Origin of the sequence: Microcystis aeruginosa NIES-843, assembly GCF_000010625.1 — a bacterium.
Lineage (GTDB): Bacteria > Cyanobacteriota > Cyanobacteriia > Cyanobacteriales > Microcystaceae > Microcystis > Microcystis aeruginosa.
The window spans coordinates 3,812,812-3,830,734 of sequence record NC_010296.1 but is presented as its reverse complement, the minus strand read 5'-3'; the positions used below and the strand labels follow the sequence as shown (position 1 = coordinate 3,830,734).

Genomic DNA, 17,923 nt, shown 5'->3' with positions numbered 1-17,923 from the left:
ACATTTCAATTAGACGTTTATAAGGAATAACGACAAACTTTTGGCTGTTAGCTTTGCCTATGTTAGCCTTCTGTTTCCAGCCGTCATTTTTGCCAATAACTAAAGCAGATTGAGGGTGTGTTAGTCAAAATTAACACACCATTAATTTTATTTTTAAGTCAGAACTGTCCCAATTATGGGATAGATGTTTTAATTTCTTGCATAATCATCAACCTAAAAAGATTTAATCGTGTTCAAAGATTCGGTAACGTGAGCTTTAAAATCTAACATAGAATCGAAAATATGTCTGACGATTCCCTCTTGATCAATGATATAGGTAACTCGTCCGGGGAGGACGAATAAGGTAGAGGGAACACCGAATAATTTCCGCACTCGGTTATCGCTATCACTTAAAAGGGTGAAGGGAAGATTATATTTTTGGGCAAATTGTTGATGAGATTGGGGACTATCGGCACTAATACCAATAACTTCCGCACCCGCATCGGTAAACACTTCGTAACTATCGCGGAAAGCGCAGGATTCTGCGGTACAACCCGGAGTGTCATCTTTGGGATAGAAATAAATTACCAGGGATTTTTTACCGATTAAATCGCTGACATTAACCGTTGCCCCTGTTTGGGAAGGGAGAGAAAAATTGGGAACTCGATCGCCTACTTTTATAGCTGCCATAAGATTAATTAATGAATGGATAATCGTGGATAGGGTGATGCTTTATATTCTAACCTTTTTTGGTCTTTTGTTTAGCCCGTTTAGCAGCAGCTTTGGCCGCTTTTTCTGCTTCAATGCGTTTTTGTTCGGCTTTTTGTTTTTCTTCGTCTAGTTTTTCTAGATAATAGTGATAATCTCCTGCGTAGGCAATTAATTCGCCCTCCCGAATCTCGACAATTTTGTTAGCTACTTGGGAGATAAAATAACGATCATGGGAAACAATTAAAACCGTGCCTTCATAAACTTTTAAAGCCGATTCTAACATTTCCTTGGCGGGAATATCGAGGTGATTAGTGGGTTCATCGAGAATTAATAAGTTAGCGGGAGCAAGTAACATTTTGGCTAAAGCAAGACGCGCTTTTTCGCCACCACTCAAAGATTCTACTTTTTTTAATACCGTTTCCCCACTGAATAAAAATCGCCCTAAAAGACTGCGAACTTCCACATCTTTCCAATCGGGAACTTCATCATGAATAGTATTTAAAACAGTTTTAGTTAGGTCTAAAGCTTCCGCTTGGTTCTGCTCAAAATAACTAGGAATAACGTTATGTTTACCGATTTCGATCGAGCCTTCTGTGGGGGGTTCTAACCCAACAATTAAACGTAAAAGCGTGGATTTTCCTGCACCATTTGGGCCTAAAAAAGCCACTCGATCGCCCCTTTCTATTTCCAGATTTGCTCCCAAAAAGAGAATTTTATCATCGTAAATGTGAACAAGATTTTTAATAGTTACCACTTCCCGACCACTACGCACTGCTGGAGGAAACTGGAATTTTAAGGTACGCACATCGGCAATTGGGGCTTCAATTTTTTCTACCTTTTCTAATTGTTTTTCCCGGCTTTTTGCTTGGGTACTGCGGGTGGCACTTGCCCGGAACCGATCCACGAAAGCTTGCTGTTTTTCTAGTTCTTTTTGCTGACGTTCGTAGGCACTTAACTGAGCAGATTGTTGTTCGTATTTTTGCTGTAGGTAGGCAGAATAATTACCTAAATAAGTGGTAGAAACTCCCCTTTCAGTTTCGACAATTTTGGTACAGAGACGATCGAGAAATTCCCGGTCGTGGGAAACTATGACCATGGGAGTGGTTAAATCCTTGAGGAATTTTTCTAACCATTCAATGGTTTCTAAGTCTAAATGGTTAGTCGGTTCATCGAGGAGTAAAATATCGGGAGTTTGCAGGAGAATTTTACCTAAACTCATCCGCATTTGCCAACCCCCACTAAAGGAACTGACTAAGCGATCGCCGTCATCAATAGTAAAGCCCATTTCTGGTAAAATTTTCTCGATGCGCGCTTCTAATCCGTAACCATCTAACGCTTCAAATTGTCTTTGTAGGCGATCCAATTGATGAATTAAGCGATCTAATTCTTCGGGATCAGCTTTTTCCATGCGCTGGGGAATTTCTATTAGTTGATGGTGGACTTGATTCGCTTCTTGAAACACCGTCCAAAATTCCTCCCGTACCGTCCGACGGGGATCCACTTCAAATTCTTGGGTAAGATAGCCGATATGGAGACTGGTAGGACGGATGATCTCTCCGGCGGTGGGTTCCACTTCCCCCATAATAATTTTCAGCTGGGTGGATTTTCCGGCCCCATTGACTCCCACCAACCCGATGCGATCGCCAGTTTTTACTTCCCAAGTGACATCTTTTAACACTTCTCCCGTCGGGTAAATCTTACTAATTCTCTCTAGTCGTAGCATCGCTGATTTTTCTCCAGTCCTAGGCAGTTGAGGCAGTCCGCCTCTATTGTAACATTTAGTTAAGCTTTATCTGGTCTTTGTCAAGTTTTCTCGATTGAGCCACCCGACCGTATTTTTTATTTGAAAGAGATAATAATGTTTAATCCCTACCCCATAAAAAAAGAAACGGCTAGTTTAATCACCAGAGATGGAATTAGTTTAGTTGCCGATATTTATCGTCCCGATAGTAGGGAATCTTTGCCCATTTTACTAATGCGACAACCCTACGGAAAAGCGATCGCTTCTACGGTGGTTTATGCCCATCCTAGCTGGTATGCACGTCAGGGTTATATTGTGGTAATTCAGGATGTCCGGGGACGGGGAAACTCGACGGGAAATTTTAATTTATTTGCCCATGAAATTAGGGACGGATTAGAAACCATTGAATGGGTTTTAACTATTCCTAATAATACGGGTGTGGTGGGAATGTATGGTTTTTCCTATCAGGGAATGACTCAATTATACGCCGCTACTAATGGTCATGCTGCTTTAAAAACTATTTGCCCAGCAATGATCGCTCACGATTTATATCGAGATTGGGGCTATGAAAACGAAGCATTTAATTTACAATATAATCTCGCTTGGGCAATACAATTAGCGGCGGAAACAGCTAGATTAAAAGGGGACGAAACTGCCTATCAAAAACTCTGGGTAGCTTCCCGAAATTTACCCCTTTTTGATCCTATTGCTGCCTCTCCCCAAATTCTGCAAGATTTAGCCGCCGATTCTTTTTATCACGAGTGGATTACTCGTTATCTTCCCGATGAATATTGGCAAAAATTATCCCCGCAAAACCTTTTAAAAAATATCGATTTACCGATGTTACATATCGGGGGTTGGTTCGATCCTCATCTCCGGGGAACTTTGGGTTTATACCAAGAAATGCAAGCGCGTTCTATCTATCCCCAACAGCTAATTATTGGTGCTTGGACTCATCTACCCTGGGGGAGAAAAGTAGGAGAGATAGATTATGGTCAACAGGCAATTAGTCCCGTGGATAAAATGCAGCTGCAATGGTTTGATTATTTCTTAAAAGGTCAGGAAGTGGAGTTATTTGAAAATCCTCCTATGTATCTATTTCAAATGGGGTCTAATCAATGGCGATATCTGGAAAAGTTTCCCAGAGAAAATCAGCAAATTTATTATCTTGCTAGTCAAGGTTTAGCCAATCTGCGCGAGGATGAGGGGAAATTAAGCGCGATTTTGTTAGAACCTGCGATCGAGGATACCATCGTTCACGATCCTTGGCGACCGGTCCCATCTTTAGGAGGTCATAGCGCCCTACCGGGGGGAATATTCGACCGCACTATGCTAGACTGTCGCAGTGATGTGATTACCTACACTTCTCCCCCCCTAGAGAAAGATTTAACGATTTTGGGTAGTCCCCGTCTGGATTGTTATTGTCAAGCAGATGCGGTTAGTTTCGATATCTGCGCGGTGGTTTCTCAAGTTACCCCCGATGGTCGGGTTTTTAATATCACTCAGGGTTATAAACGGGTAAATAATCCCGAATCGCCCCTAAATATTGCCCTACAGGCCACTTTTATCACTATTCCTCAAGGTCATAGCTTGCGTTTAAGTCTGAGTGCCTCTTGCTTTCCTGCACATCCCGTCAATGCGGGGACCGGCAGCTATCCCCACGCAAGTCGAGCGATCAATTTTTCTGTTATCACAATTAAGGTTTTTTGTCAAGGAAATTTTCCCGCAAAATTGCTATTACCTTTAGTCGGGGAAAGCTAAACCGCTGCGGGGATCACGAATGTATAAACCTAACACCAGGGAGGAGATAACCGTATCCCAGACGGGGGTGAATTTGTCCTGGCGTTGCCGATTGATTTTAAGCACGAATTGTCTTCTTTTGCAATTTTTAAAACCTAGTAATAGGCTAACTTTTAGTATTCATATCTTGATTAAACAACGCCGTTTCTTTGATATTGTCTTAATAGTTCTAGCAAAAGAGTTTATTATGGCGACAATATTATAGTCATTTCAATTAAGATTGAGAATATCATTAGTCGCTTTCGTACTTGGCGAAGCTATAGTTCAAGACTTCTAGGGTCGATCTTGAAAAGAGGTTGGGAAAACTTTCTGAGAATTTTTTGGGGTTTCTCGATAGAGAATAAAATCTTCTGAACCTTGATAACTAATAACTTTAGCGGGGATACCCACCGCCACCGCCTGATCGGGTAAATCTTTTGTAACTACTGCATTAGCACCGATGGCTACATTATCACCAATAATAATCGATCCAAAAATTTTCGCACCAGGGGCAATATATACACGATCCCCAATTTTAGGCACTCCCGCTTTTTCTCCCCGGCCAGCCACACCAATAGTCACTTCTTGGCTTAAATTACAGTATTCGCCAATTTGAACATCGCAGTGAACAATAATGCCGTGAGCGTGGGGTATAAACAAACCCTGACCAATTTCAGCCCGGTTAGGTAATTCTATGCCAGTAATCATTTCAAGGATTAAACGCCAAATGAGGCAAATAGCTTTTAGGAGACTCCGGAGAATAGGAAAATGGAAATGAAAATGAATCCAACGACTGACACGATATTGCAAGGTCGCCCAAAAACCTCTTTTGGTTAAAACCACTTCTAGCCAAGACAAATTGTCGGTAACAACATAGCGATCAAGATCTGCTTGAATCGCTGCTAAAATCAGTTGAAAAGACTGCAATTTTTTCATAATTTTAGATAAAAATCCACTAAAGTTTTTTCTCTATTAGTAAACGGTATTGATCCAGGATTTTTTCTAAAGAAAACTCCTCGGCTCTATTTTTTAGCCAACTCGGATCGACGTTATTTTTCAAGGTATTAAGAATTGCCGCTGCCATAGCTGCTGAATCAGCGATCGCCACTAGGGAACCGTATTTTCCTTTATCTAAAATTTCCTCTGGTCCGCTAGGGCAATCCGTCGATACCACTGCAATGCCAGCAGCCATTGCCTCTACCAAAACATTACCAAAACCCTCCCAAGCGGAGGATAATACTAAAACCTGTGCCTTTTTCATATAAGCAAAAGGATTTTCGACAAATCCCTCTAATTGTACGTCTGTATCTAAATTTAGTTCTTTAATCAACGATATAAGTTCGCTGCGGGTCTCTCCTTCTCCTAGTATTAATAATCTAGCGGGTTGCACTCGTCGAACTAAAGCAAAAGCCCGAATTAGGGTAGGAAAATCTTTTTGATGATTGAGTCTTCCCACTCCTAAAATTACTGGCGGCTGACCAAGTAAAAACCAAGGATGTTCTAGGTTTTCTTGCAGTTTGACGATTAATTCTGGGGTAACAATCGGATTATAAATTACTCGGATTTGTCGTGGTTGGATGCCAAATTTAACTAAATCTTGAGCCACTCCTTGGGAAACACAAACCACTCGGTAAGCAAAGGGATAAATCCATCGCAAAAAATAGGGAACTATTTTGCGCTTCCACTGTTGAGCATGGCGTATTTCTTGAGATAAGTTATTATGTACTGTCACAAAGACAGATATTTTTTTCCTTGCTAGGATTTTAGCCATAAGAGCAACAATATTGGTATCTTCTAGGGCTGATATCATGGCTTGTGGACGTTGATTTTGTAGATATTTGACTAGGGAGGGGATACTCCTAAACAGACTTTTGGCTTTTAAATCTATAGTATTCACCCCGGGGTCAATCTGTCCTAAGTATAAACCTTCTTTTCGAGCTAAAACTAGATCAACAAATTCTCCCTGTTGGGCAAAACCATTAGCCAAGTTAAGTATAACTCGTTCGGCCCCACCGCCATCTAAATCACTGAGAAAAAACGCTATTTTGTTCATAGTTTAATTGAGCATTATGCTGAGGTAAAAAAGGAGATAGAGCTAGGGACATATACAACAACCAAAAAATGGAGTTATGTTCGAGTAAAGTGGACTCAGTTTGATTATATAGTATCAGAAATGATAAGTACATCAACGGCCATAAACCCTCGTGATGGGATTGATAAATAGCAGAGATAATTGTGCGTCTTATAACTAATAAAAAACTCATAATAAATAGGATAGTTCCCACTAATCCGAAAGCAATAGCTAGTTCGAGGAAGCCATTATGAGAGTGGGGAGGTATATAGGTAGTACCGTAGGCTTTCTGTACATAGGAAGAAGGTCCTTTTAATCCATACCAAAACCCTACATATCCATAACCTAGCCAAGGTCTTTCTTGGATTTTATCAAGAACAGCAGACCAAATAATAGTTCTTCCTGATAGGGTTAAATCTCGACCAGAAGCAGTAATAATATCTTCTAAATTCATCCCGATCCAAAGAAATAAAGAACCTGCCAGTAAAAGCCCAGTTAACCAGAGGGGAATTCTGATATAATCTTGCCAAGAAATAGTTTGGTAAATTTGCATTAGTATGAATAGGATTATACCGATAAAAAGAGCGCTTTTAGAAGTGCTAAGTCCAATCATTCCAAAAGAGAGACAGCAAAAGGCTAAAAATAGATAGCCTTCTCTCCGATTAACTGGTGTGACCAGTAGGTTAACTAGACAAATTAAGGTCATTAAACGAGCAAAGAGATTTTTATGGAGAAAAGGACCCCTCCATGAGCCAGCATGGACTCCCGATTCTAAAGCACTAGAGGGGAAGGCAAGGCTGAAGAAAAAACTAATAATAGCAGTGATGCCTAAAGCATAAGCTGTTAGTCTTAGTTGTTCTTTAATTGCGTAGCGCGAGGCAAAATATAAGGCAAATAGACAAGTTTCTAAAAAAGCGAAGGAACGTCTTTGGGTAATCTCAGGAAAATTCGACCAGTTAGCGGAAATTAGTACCAGAATAATTAGTAACCAAAGAAAGGGATTACGGCCAAAAAATCCGATGGTATGTTGCCAACGGAGAGCCATTAGCACCAAAACCACAAAAGCGATTCCATGCTGCATTAAAGAGAGAAGTGGATCTAAGGGAGTATAGTCAGGAGAACTGACGGCTAATTCCCCCTCGGAATGGACAAATAAGCTTTCAAAAGAAAATAGTCGTGTGTAAAAAATTAGACTAAAAATAGTTATAAACTTTTCCAGTAGTGGGGGGATTCTGATCATGGTTGAAAAAGAGGATTAATCTTTGATTTCAAACAATAATAAATTCTTCTGATCTGGACTTCTATTTTTTCTCCTATGGTAAGAGAACAGAAATACTTGTGAATGAGAAGTTTTAGGTGCGGGTCGCCATTATCTTCTCGATTATAGAAGCTATAGCCGAGAGTAAAAATATTGTTAGTAAATTTCGACATTTGCGGAAAATTACTTTTAAGCCAAAAGGCAGTTAAGATATTAATTTTACCCCGTAAAGATTTTTGGTTTTTTCGTAAAGTATAAGCGTTGTTAGCATGGATTCTTTGTTGGGCAAGTTTTTCTAGGAGAATATAGCCCGGAGTTAGGGCAAAAGCGGCGTATTTTAAGTAATCATCGCTAGTAATTCTAATTTCTTCGGGCATGGGTAATAACTGCTCTAAAAAAGAGCGGCGAAAACAGATGCCAGAGGTGGCTGTACCCTCAAAGGGCATTTTTCCTCGCAGTTTTCCCTGGGACAAGCAATTTCTTAAATCATAAACTCCTGAATTGACTGATTTTGGGGTAGCATGGTCTGGGGCAGCAGTTTTATCTGTAAACATCTGCAAGGAGTGAAAACACCAACCAATATCGGGATAGTCCTGAAAAATCTCTACGACCTTTTCAACTTTATTAAGACTAAATAAATCGTCTGCATCCAAAAAACAGATAATTTCTCCGCTACTAGCAGCAAAACCCTGATTAAAAGCGGAAGCTTGACCACCATTAACTTTGAATATGGGGATAATTTGCTGACCGTATTCTTCTATCACCTGACGAGAACGATCCTGGGAACCGTCATCTACCACAATTATCTCCAGATGGGGATAGGTTTGTTCTAGGGAACTAGAAATCGCTGCCGGTAAAAAACCAGCATAGTTATAGTTATTGATTAAAATGCTGACTAGGGGCGACTGATTGGGGTTAATCATGGGCTGTTCAGGAAAAATCAGGAAGAATGTTGAAAACTATGCCAATAACTGCGAATTTGTTGGCGTGTTATCGGCAGTAGGATCACAAAAATTAGACCGAAACCCGTCCACATACCCAATTGTTGAACAAATAAGGGAAGAGAACAGGCCGCCCACCAGAGGAGGGCTAAACGATAATCGGGGCTGCCAATGATTTTAGTAATAAAAAGGTGAATCAGACCATAAGCGGGAAGGGCGATAACTTCTGCCCATCCATAGCCAACAATACCTAATTTTGGCAACAGTAACCAAGCTCCTCCTGCAAAAAGGGCGACGTGGAGAAGGTGAAATAAAGCCACATAGGTATTTTTTCTGAGAACGTAGAGTGTGGAAGAATGGAGATTAAAGAGGGAATTAGTCAAATAAGCCCAGGCAATAAAGGGATATACCTGTAGGGCGACGCGCCAGCGTTCCCCAAAAGCCAAACCGATAATCAAAGGTAAAGTCCATGCGACTACATCCAAAATCGGGCCGAGAGCGAGGACTTGTAGGCTCATACCCTCGGTAATTGCCCAGCGTAGCTTGGGCGGGTTATCTTGAATTTTGGCTAAGGCGGCCATGGAAATACGCCAAGTTGCGTGTTTAACAAAACTGAGAACTTCAACTAAACGAATGGCTAAGGCAACAAAACCGACGGCTTCTGCTCCGCCAAAACGTCCCACCAGCAGGGGATTAACTAGGTCTCGCAAAAAGAAAATCCACTGGGCTGCGGACAAAGTTATGCCGTAGCCTAACATATCTTTGACTAAAGCGAGATTCCAGAATAATCGAGGACGATAACCGGAACACCAGAAAAACAGCACCACTGACTGGAGAGTTTGCGCCCACCAAGCCGCTACTAATGCCCATGCTCCCGCTCCCTGGAAGGCGAAATAAACGCTTACTAAAACGTAGAGGCATTGATTGAGCAATTCAATCATGGCAACTTTTTTATAGTTTAATTCTCTTTCTAATTTAGCTAAGGGAATTTGAAAACAGAGGACAAAAGGTAAACTAAAAAATAGGGATATGGCAAGGGCTGAAAAATTGCCTATCTTAATCCATTGTGCCAGCAAAGGAATGGTAATAATTCCTAGTATTAAACCAAGAATACCTAGTAGAAGCATGAGGGTAAATCCCTGATGATAATTATGCGGTTCTTCTTCTGGATTAATCTCTCGAATTAGATAAAAATTAATTCCTAGCTGAAAAATCCGTTGCAGATAGGAAAAAACTCCAAATGCCGATACAAATAATCCATAATTTTCTGGACCGATTAGACGGGTAACTAAGAAGACACTGATAATACTTAAGACCATACCTAGACCTTGCCGTCCTGCTAGATAAGCTCCCCCACGCATCACTTTTGCTCTTAAGCTCATAATAGTTTTTTCCTAAGCGGGTTTTTGGGATAGATGGTTTTATAAAAGTGTGGGAATGCGTTGCAAGAACAGGAGCAAGAAATCGATATTGAGGGCTTGTAGGGCCTCCAAAAATTTTCCCTCTTTCAGGGGTTCAACAACTTTATAATAATTTTTAAACCTCTGAAGATGACGCAAATTCTTAACTAAAGCTCTGGTTAATTCTCGACTATTTTTTACTTCTATTTTTTCTAAAAACTTTTGGTTAGCTCGACAGTAAGATTCTAGTCTTAGGGAGGTTTTTTGCTGAGTCAGGGAGCCTGGTCTAGTTCTTTGATAATAGTAGGGATAGGGATAAAAAATAAACTTAGCCTCCTTTAACAAACAGTCTAAATAAAACCAATAATCTTGTCCTTGTCTGAGAGTGGGATCGTATTCAAGATTATGCGCTAGTAAGAATTGACGATTGATAATTGGTTTAGTCATCGTGACAAAGAGGCTTTTACTTTCAAACTTTTGTTTTGTAATAAAAGAAATTGGCTCTAATACCAGGGGGTGAGCAAGGGTTTGCCCACTCATTTTAATTACTGTTGTCCAGGGCGACGGTGCTTGATCATAAATGAGATACACATCATCGCTAACTAGATCTGCCTGAGTTTTTTGGGCAACTTCCAAGAGAGTTTCCAGGCGGTTTGGTTCATACCAATCATCGGAATCTAAGAGAGCTAACCAGCTACCTTTTGCCAATTTAATTGCCTTGTTTCTGGTAGATGCTACTCCAAGATTTTCTGAATTATGGATAATTATAATACGGGGATCATTAAAACTTTGGGCAATGGCAAGAGTGTTATCGGTGGAACAATCATCAATAACAATGATTTCTATATTGGTTAAGGTTTGCTCTTGGGCAGATTGAATAGCTTTGGCAATATAGGATTCAGTGTTATAGGCAGGGATGATAATAGATACTAGGGGATATGCGTTCATTTTTTAGGGTAAATTCAGAGATTTTAATATAACTAAAATACTTTTTATGTATATAGTATTTAATCAAGATAGTCAAGAGTTAAAGTAGCTTTTGGCATAGCGAAAATAAGGTTCTGATTCCCGATTAATTCTCACTCCATTAACGACTAAACCAAGCAGGTTATACTGATATTTCTTCAGTATTTCTTGCACTTGTATGGCTGTGGTGGTCTCTAGTTTTTCTGGGTTGACTACGAAAATAATCCCGTCTGTTTTGGGGCTAATTTGGAGAGTAATATCATTCAAAAGCAACGGCGGCGCATCGATAATAATAAAGTCATAAGTTTCGAGGCTTTCGTACAATAAACTCTCCATTTTATCACTATTAAATAGAGCTAATGGGTTAATAACTTGATGACCTGCTAAGATAAGATCGAGATTTTTACTAATATTCTTGATTGCTAAAGATAATTGAGTTTTTCTTGCCAAAATATCACTTAAGCCTTGATCATTGTCTAAAGACCAAATTCTCTGTTGTTGAGGATTAGGGAGATCAGCATCAATTATTAAAACCTGACTACCAAGTTCAGCTTTAGCCAGAGCTAAATTAGCAGCTACTTCTGATTTTCCTTCTCCAAAAATGCTACTGGTAACAATAACAGTTATCGGATTTTTGTCGGGATTAGCAATAGTGATTTGGGACAAAACGCGGCGATAGGCTTGACTAAATAGGGAATTGGGCTGTTCTTGAAGAATGATATTAGTCATTTTTTTATTTGGTCGAGGCAAAGAACCTAAAAAGGTATAGGGAAAAATTTTCTTGATCTCTTTAATACTTTTAAGTGAAGGAGAAACCAATTCTAACAGAAAAGTCGTTAATAAATAAGTTATACCCCCTACAACTATACCGATAGTCTCTAACTGTTTTTGCGATGATTTCGGATATTTAGAAAGCACAGCATCACTGACAATTTGAGCATTGCCTACCTGCTGTTTTTCGGTAATTTCTAGCTCCTGGAGATTTTTTCTGAGTGCTTGGTAGGAAGTTTGAGCAATTTCCACTTGACGCTCTAAAACTTTTTGGCTTTGCTCTAGTTGTGGAATTTGTTTAGCCCGTTGAGCATAGGCAGCTTTTGTTTCTTGTAGAGAAGTTAATTGCTTGATTAGACCTTTATTTTCCGCTTCATTACTGACTAGATATTCTGTCAAACTGTCCTGTAAGTCCTTGCTTTGAGACACGCGAGAATTACTTCCGGGTTGTGTCATCGCTTCTTGGACTGCCCGATTCAATAAATTCTTTAAAACCGCTTGTTTGTCTCTTAATGTTATCACCACTGGGTTAGCTTCTGTATAACGGGTGCGTTCCACGGCCAATTCTCTTTCCACCTCTTGCAGTTTCAGGCGAGCATTCTGTACAGCAATGGAATTATTAACCTTACTTTGAGCGATCGCTTTTTGGGGATTTGTGCCGATATTTTGGCGTAGTTCTTGACTTTTTGCTGCCACTTTAGCCTTTTCTCCTTGCAGTTGACTAATTTGTTGATCTAATTGCCCAATTTGCTGTACAAGTAGGCTTGCCTCTCCTCGCAAATCAACGATCTGATTCTTGGTTTTAAAGCTTTGTAAATTACTTTCTGCTTCTCTTAAAGCTTTTTCAGCTTTCGGTAATTGTTGACTAACAAATTGTTTAGCCGCCTCGACCTCTGCCCGATTCAAGGTGATATTATTTTTTAAATAGTTCTTCATCACCTCATTAACTACTTTTGCGGACTGATCTCCACTGGGACTTCTATAACTAACCATCAAAATATCGGTACCCGGTATGTTAGTAACTTTTAAATTCTTTAAAAAGTCTTCATATATCAGCAATTCTCCTTTTTTGTCCTTAAGATTTAAGTTTTTAATCACTTCAGTAACTATGGGAGCCGATTGCAAAATTTCTGCTTCTGTATCTAGAGGTGTATCTTGAACTTTTAACGAATCGAGTTTGCCAATTTTCTCACCCGCTTCCGTGACCAAGGCAGAGGTAACATTTTCTCGTTTAAACTTGAGTTTACCAGAAGCTTCGTATTGTTTTTCGGACGAAAAAGCTAAGTATAGCAAGGCCATTAATGGCAACATTGCCACAGCCGTGGCGGGGAGCCAATGACGCTTAACAATTGACCAGTATTTGAGGAAATCAATTTCCTCAGTTAGGTGTCGGTTTTCCATAAATTTAGGTACTAAAAACTTGGTTCTACAGCCAAAGATTTGGCTGCTCTAAGGGCTAATTGGTATAGGTTGGCAAGAGACCTATTGTAGTTATTGATATCCAAAGGAGTAACGAACTCTCGGGCATTTTTCCCTAATTTTAGGCGTAGTGATTCATTATTGACCAATAATTCCAACTGATCTGCCAATCCTTGCCTATCGCCAGGATTAACCAATAAACCTGTCTGTTGGTGAATTACAACTTCGCCACTGCCGCCCACGGGTGTAGTAATTACCGCTAGTCCCCAACTCATGGCTTCTAAAAGGGCCATGGGTAGCCCCTCATTGTAGGAAGGTAACAGAAAAATATCTGCTTGGGCAAGGAGCTGCTCGCGTTCTTGGGGGTTAATCCAACCAGGGAAACTAATATATGGTTCTATGCCTAAATCTTGGGCGAGAGCTTGAGCTTGGTCAACTTCACCGCTACCCGCTAAAATTAAATGGATTTTGCCTAGGGATTCTTGGCTTAGTCTGGCGAGAGCGTGCAGGAGGTCGTATACTCCCTTGCGTTGAATTATTCTACCTAAAAAAACTAAATTTAATTGCTGTCTGTTTTGACGTTCGGGAATTTGGGCGGGCAGCTGTACGGGATTATTTAGGAGCAAAACCTGAGAACTTTTTAGGCCACAATGATAAATATAATAATTCTGCCAGCTTTGGGATAGGGCAATCAGATAGGTGCATTGTTGTAGCAGCCAATCCAAGCTTTTTTTCAGAGGTGCAGCTAAGTTATCGTGGAATTCATGAAATTCACAACCGTGGGCATGGATAATAATCGGTTTACGAAAAATCAGGGCAAAGACCATCATAATACTGACTCTTAAAGCACTGCCCCTTTCCGAGAGGTGAAGATGCACTACGTCAACTTTTCCCTGCAATAACAGGCGCAAAAAAGACAGAAATGCTTGGTTAAAGGTGGCAATTAAATGCAACAAATTGCCGATTTTTGCCTTGCCCGAATAAGCTTTCCAAGTGGACAAATATTGAATTTTAATATTGGGTATAGGTGTATTTAAAATCAAAGAAGCCACTGACCCCATGCCGCCCTGTTCGTGGGGATCAGGTCCGAGCATGATCACTCTTAATCGATTAGCCATAGTTGATTCCTAAAAATAGTTGACTTTTGGAAAGAATAAATTATAAGTTGTCTGAAGACAAGTGAGTGTTAAATCACTGGAAAATATAAATCTACTGAAACAGACTTACCTCGATCTAACCGTGATTTTAATCACAATTGCGTCAATTAATAGACAGTTAATAGACAGTTTTCCCTCTTATATAGTGCCAGGTCTTAAAGTGAAGACATTCCTAAAGGACAGGACTGAAGAAAGGAAAAGTGGAGATAGCGGCTAAGGTTTTTCCACAGGTAGCTGATTTCTACAAACAATCCCTCGGAAATTTTTCGGAGTTTTCTAGAGAGAGATACTTTCCGCCAAGTAGAAGCTAGACGAGGCTCGTAACTATCCTGGCTCTCTTGAGTTTGGTGGGTAAAATGTATTCTAAGATACAGTCCTGCTGGCGAGCGAGTGGAAGGAACCACAGAGACACAGAGGACACAAAGATTGATCGCTTCTATAGTAAGTTAAACTGATCACACAATAAGAGGAATAAGAGAGCCCTATCCTGAAAGCGTTGACTTAAAGAATCACAGATATCGTGATAATAATCCGTGGGAGCTTTCCCTAAACTGGTCAGTTTAGGCTCACTGACAAAGTAAGCTAATTCCTGCTTCGATTGGGCAATACAAATTCCTTTCAGCCGGAGAGCTGCCGCTAATTCTAGTTGATGATTGTCAACGTGTTCACCGAAAATATGGGAACGGGGAACTAAAATAAAGGGAACCTTCAAGGTCGCCAATAAATCAATCGTTCCTTCTCCACAATGGGCAATAATTAAACGGGCTTTTTGGGCTAAGTCTTGAAACTCTGTTGGCTGCAAAATCGGGTATGCTTCCACATTTTTCGGTAAATGGGTACAAGAACCGTATTGGACAATCACTTTTTCTTCTGGAGAAATTATACTTAGTTTGATTAAACTATCTATCCATTCCATCAGACGATTAAAAGGATACTGCTCTGTACCGACAGTGACTAGAATCATAGTATTTTCCTCGACAATTGCCATAAATATCGGTTAATTTACCATTTCGGTCTTAGCATAACGTTGTTTTAGCTGTTCCCACTGCACATAGATAACATCTAAAAACGGTTGGGCTAATCGTGCCGATAAACTGAGAGCTTCAACCCGTGTAAAAGACTCAACAAAGACTGTTTTACATCCCAATAACTTGCCCAAAATGATAAAGGGAACGGCAACTCCTGCCCCTGTAGATAAAATTAATTGAGGACGTTCTTTGAGAAGAACTTGGGCTGCTAAGACAAAATTACGCCATAGGTTGGGAATATTGCGATTAGTCGGGGCATAAGCCCAATAAACTGGATAGTCTTGCAAGATTTCTTGGGTTTCGGGGGTACGAAAAGTGACCCAACAACAATTGTGGTTTTCCCAAAAAAGTCGCAGTTTTTGCATCGCTTGGAAATGACCTCCCGTCGAGGCAACTAATAGGACTTTCATCAGTGTTTTATCCTAGTTTATAATTGGTCGACAAAGGTTTAATAGCATGGTGATTGTAGATAATTTCCTTGCTAATATCGGTGATAATTTCAAAGGGTTAGCCCTGCTAATTACAGATGAAGGTATTCATCTCAGTACAGGACAAAATCTTTGAAAGCCTTGCACGGTAGCACTTTTGGAACATAATCCCGAAAGTCTCTCCAGATAAAGCTTGGAACCATTTTTGCCAGAGAAGAAATTATTTTTTGTCCTGTACTTAGGGTATTCATATATATGACTGAGGTTTAAATTCAAGAAATGTATCGAGGAAGAATAATTTAACTTTAGACAGTCAGTTATATGCTTTCATATTTTGCTCATCTCTTACTGGTTATTCTATAGGAGCTAGGAAAATTAATCATATCCCTTTAGATAGAGATATTAAGCTTTATTTTATAGGAGCAAAAAGACACTGCTGTAGGGATTAATTGCCTTCGTCTTCTTTCCCCCGTTAGGGAGTTGATTACTATCGAAATCCAGTTTTAACGGTCAAAACTAGAAAGTTTTATATACAGCCTTTCTCGTAAAGGTGAAGCACAGACTGCTCCTTGCTAATCAAGTATTTCAGATGCAAGAGCAAACCTCATCTATCTGAGAAATGCTGTAAGCTGTACTGCATTTAAACTGCCTATTGGGAATTTTAGTACAAATCCTCGAACTTCCTCTCACTAATCCCCGCTCCCTGCTCCCTGCTCCCCACTCTTCTATCCCTTTTAAACAGGATTTAGTATTACAGGGTAATCGCATATCGAATGAACTGTCTCTCAGATTAACTCATGTATATGTGATTAATTTTGCTTAGGTACTTAAAGGTCATAGCTTGCGCTTAAGTCTCAGTGCCTCTTGCTTTCCTGCACATCCCGTCAATGCGGGAACCGGCAGCTAAGTAGTCGTGCAAAATAAATTTCCTAGTGAAGAAAGGCACTCATGCAGGAGCCAAGAGGCAAGGGGGGGTTAGATATGTGTAATTAATTTTGCTTAGGTACTTATCCCCACCAGAGTCGAGCGATCAATTTTTCCTTTATCACAATTAAGGTTTTTTGTCAAGGAAATTTTCCTACAAAATTGCTATTACCTTTAGTCGGGGAAAGCTAAACCGCTGCGGGGATCGCGAATGTATAAACCTAACACCAGGGAGGAGATAACCGTATCCCAGACGGGGGTGAATTTTTCCGCATCATCGACCCAATAATCCATAGTAATTAAACATTGAACCCCGGAACCAATGCCCACGGCAATGCGCGAATAAGCTGGCCGATTTTCTTGGGGGTCGATGAATTGAATTTGCACCCAAACAATGCGCGCAGTTTGGCGTTTTTCTTGGATAACTTCGCCAATTTCGTGAGGATTGCGGCTATCTTCACGAGCTAACTTTTTGACCATTCCTTTTAGGGGTAATTCTTTCCAATCTCCGGGGGGAAGTAAATTATAGGAAACCTCTAAACGACAATCATCATCGGGGGGTTTTCTATCCAAAAAACGAAAGGAATTATCATCGGGTTCAAAATGCCAATCTTGGGGAACTTCAAAGCGCACTGCACCGCGACCAGCTACAAAAATACTATTACCCGGACTAGATTTCCAGTTATGATCTGGATTTAAATCGAGGGTTTCTTTGATCCATTGCAGATTGTGTTTTTTGGATTTAGCCATAGGTATAATCCTGCGATAAGAATCGGACTATAGCTGTCATTATACAGGCTTTTTCCTGAGAATTAAATAGGGTGCATCTCACTTTTGTAAATCTACTAAGTAAAACGTAGGGTGCGTTACTAACGCACCACCTATCATCAACTAAGTAGCCAGTTACAATCAAAGAACAGGAACTGAATCTCACTTTCGTAAATCTACTAAGTTGGGATTTTTAAAGGGAAACTCTCTTTTAAAATTGGGCGTTACTTCCGATTTTATCACTCAATCCAAGCTTTTGGGGGGTAGAACCCCCCAAACCCCCCGTTGGGGTCGTGGCGCCGCCCCCAAACCCCGGAGCGCATTAGTTTTTCGGTGGGATGCTTAGACGCGATTGTTCATATTTTTGTACCAATTTAAGAGTCACTGATAATTGCTTATTGTCGGTATTTCTGCAAATGTTGAGAGTTGAGAGGGAGCATCTCATTTATGCAAGTGAGTAATTATATTTATACCTAAAACTGGTTTCCAGCAAGGCTTTCAAAATAGCTTGACATAAAAACCTGATTTAGGGGTTACAAAGGTGAGATGCTCCCAGAGTTGAGAGTTGTGTTGAGATGCACC

Annotated in this window: 15 protein-coding genes; 1 reads left to right on the top strand and 14 read right to left on the bottom strand. The window is 40.2% G+C overall.

Going from position 1 to position 17,923, the window contains the following annotated elements:
* Positions 1 to 213 precede the first annotated feature (213 nt).
* Both MAE_RS18020 and MAE_RS18015 read right to left on the bottom strand, forming a co-directional pair.
* Positions 214 to 669, bottom strand: a complete 456-nt coding sequence (locus MAE_RS18020) for a peroxiredoxin (protein WP_002760875.1) — start codon at positions 667 to 669, stop codon at positions 214 to 216.
* Positions 670 to 718: 49 nt separating this feature from the next.
* Complete coding sequence (locus MAE_RS18015; RefSeq protein WP_012266844.1) at positions 719 to 2,413, bottom strand: ABC-F family ATP-binding cassette domain-containing protein; 1,695 nt, start codon at positions 2,411 to 2,413, stop codon at positions 719 to 721.
* A gap of 135 nt (positions 2,414 to 2,548) precedes the next feature.
* Here MAE_RS18015 and MAE_RS18010 point away from each other — a divergent pair, with 135 nt between their 5' ends.
* Positions 2,549 to 4,192: a CocE/NonD family hydrolase gene (locus tag MAE_RS18010; protein ID WP_012266843.1), complete on the top strand. Its 1,644-nt coding sequence runs from the start codon at positions 2,549 to 2,551 to the stop codon at positions 4,190 to 4,192.
* Here MAE_RS18010 and MAE_RS35820 read toward each other — a convergent pair.
* The 12 genes from MAE_RS35820 to MAE_RS17955 form a co-directional block, all read right to left on the bottom strand.
* Positions 4,175 to 4,297, bottom strand: a complete 123-nt coding sequence (locus MAE_RS35820; protein ID WP_256378310.1) for a hypothetical protein — start codon at positions 4,295 to 4,297, stop codon at positions 4,175 to 4,177. The genes MAE_RS18010 and MAE_RS35820 overlap by 18 nt on opposite strands.
* 207 nt (positions 4,298 to 4,504) lie before the next feature.
* Positions 4,505 to 5,146 (bottom strand): serine O-acetyltransferase, encoded by a 642-nt coding sequence (locus MAE_RS18005; protein ID WP_002795727.1) that lies wholly within the window; start codon positions 5,144 to 5,146, stop codon positions 4,505 to 4,507.
* Between the two features lie 19 nt (positions 5,147 to 5,165).
* Positions 5,166 to 6,263: a glycosyltransferase gene (locus MAE_RS18000; RefSeq protein WP_012266841.1), complete on the bottom strand. Its 1,098-nt coding sequence runs from the start codon at positions 6,261 to 6,263 to the stop codon at positions 5,166 to 5,168.
* The gene (locus tag MAE_RS17995; RefSeq protein ID WP_012266840.1) at positions 6,235 to 7,521 is read right to left on the bottom strand and encodes an O-antigen ligase family protein; all 1,287 of its coding nucleotides are present in this window, start codon (positions 7,519 to 7,521) and stop codon (positions 6,235 to 6,237) included. The genes MAE_RS18000 and MAE_RS17995 overlap by 29 nt, the downstream gene beginning before the upstream one ends.
* Positions 7,518 to 8,462, bottom strand: coding sequence for a glycosyltransferase family 2 protein (locus MAE_RS17990; protein ID WP_002795730.1), 945 nt, complete (start codon positions 8,460 to 8,462; stop codon positions 7,518 to 7,520). The genes MAE_RS17995 and MAE_RS17990 overlap by 4 nt, the downstream gene beginning before the upstream one ends.
* Before the next feature lie 17 nt (positions 8,463 to 8,479).
* Positions 8,480 to 9,862: an oligosaccharide flippase family protein gene (locus tag MAE_RS17985; protein WP_012266839.1), complete on the bottom strand. Its 1,383-nt coding sequence runs from the start codon at positions 9,860 to 9,862 to the stop codon at positions 8,480 to 8,482.
* 39 nt (positions 9,863 to 9,901) lie between these two features.
* Complete coding sequence (locus tag MAE_RS17980) at positions 9,902 to 10,828, bottom strand: glycosyltransferase family 2 protein (protein WP_002795732.1); 927 nt, start codon at positions 10,826 to 10,828, stop codon at positions 9,902 to 9,904.
* A gap of 72 nt (positions 10,829 to 10,900) precedes the next feature.
* On the bottom strand, positions 10,901 to 13,018 hold the full coding sequence (locus MAE_RS17975) for a GumC family protein (protein ID WP_012266838.1): 2,118 nt from the start codon (positions 13,016 to 13,018) through the stop codon (positions 10,901 to 10,903).
* Positions 13,019 to 13,029: 11 nt separating this feature from the next.
* On the bottom strand, positions 13,030 to 14,154 hold the full coding sequence (locus MAE_RS17970) for a glycosyltransferase family 4 protein (protein ID WP_002760862.1): 1,125 nt from the start codon (positions 14,152 to 14,154) through the stop codon (positions 13,030 to 13,032).
* Positions 14,155 to 14,629: 475 nt separating this feature from the next.
* Positions 14,630 to 15,157, bottom strand: a complete 528-nt coding sequence (locus tag MAE_RS17965; RefSeq protein WP_041804884.1) for a glycosyltransferase — start codon at positions 15,155 to 15,157, stop codon at positions 14,630 to 14,632.
* A 33-nt stretch (positions 15,158 to 15,190) separates the two neighbouring features.
* Positions 15,191 to 15,631, bottom strand: coding sequence for a PssD/Cps14F family polysaccharide biosynthesis glycosyltransferase (gene pssD / locus MAE_RS17960; RefSeq protein WP_002760856.1), 441 nt, complete (start codon positions 15,629 to 15,631; stop codon positions 15,191 to 15,193).
* A gap of 1,116 nt (positions 15,632 to 16,747) precedes the next feature.
* Positions 16,748 to 17,323: a hypothetical protein gene (locus MAE_RS17955; RefSeq protein ID WP_012266834.1), complete on the bottom strand. Its 576-nt coding sequence runs from the start codon at positions 17,321 to 17,323 to the stop codon at positions 16,748 to 16,750.
* Positions 17,324 to 17,923 lie beyond the last annotated feature (600 nt).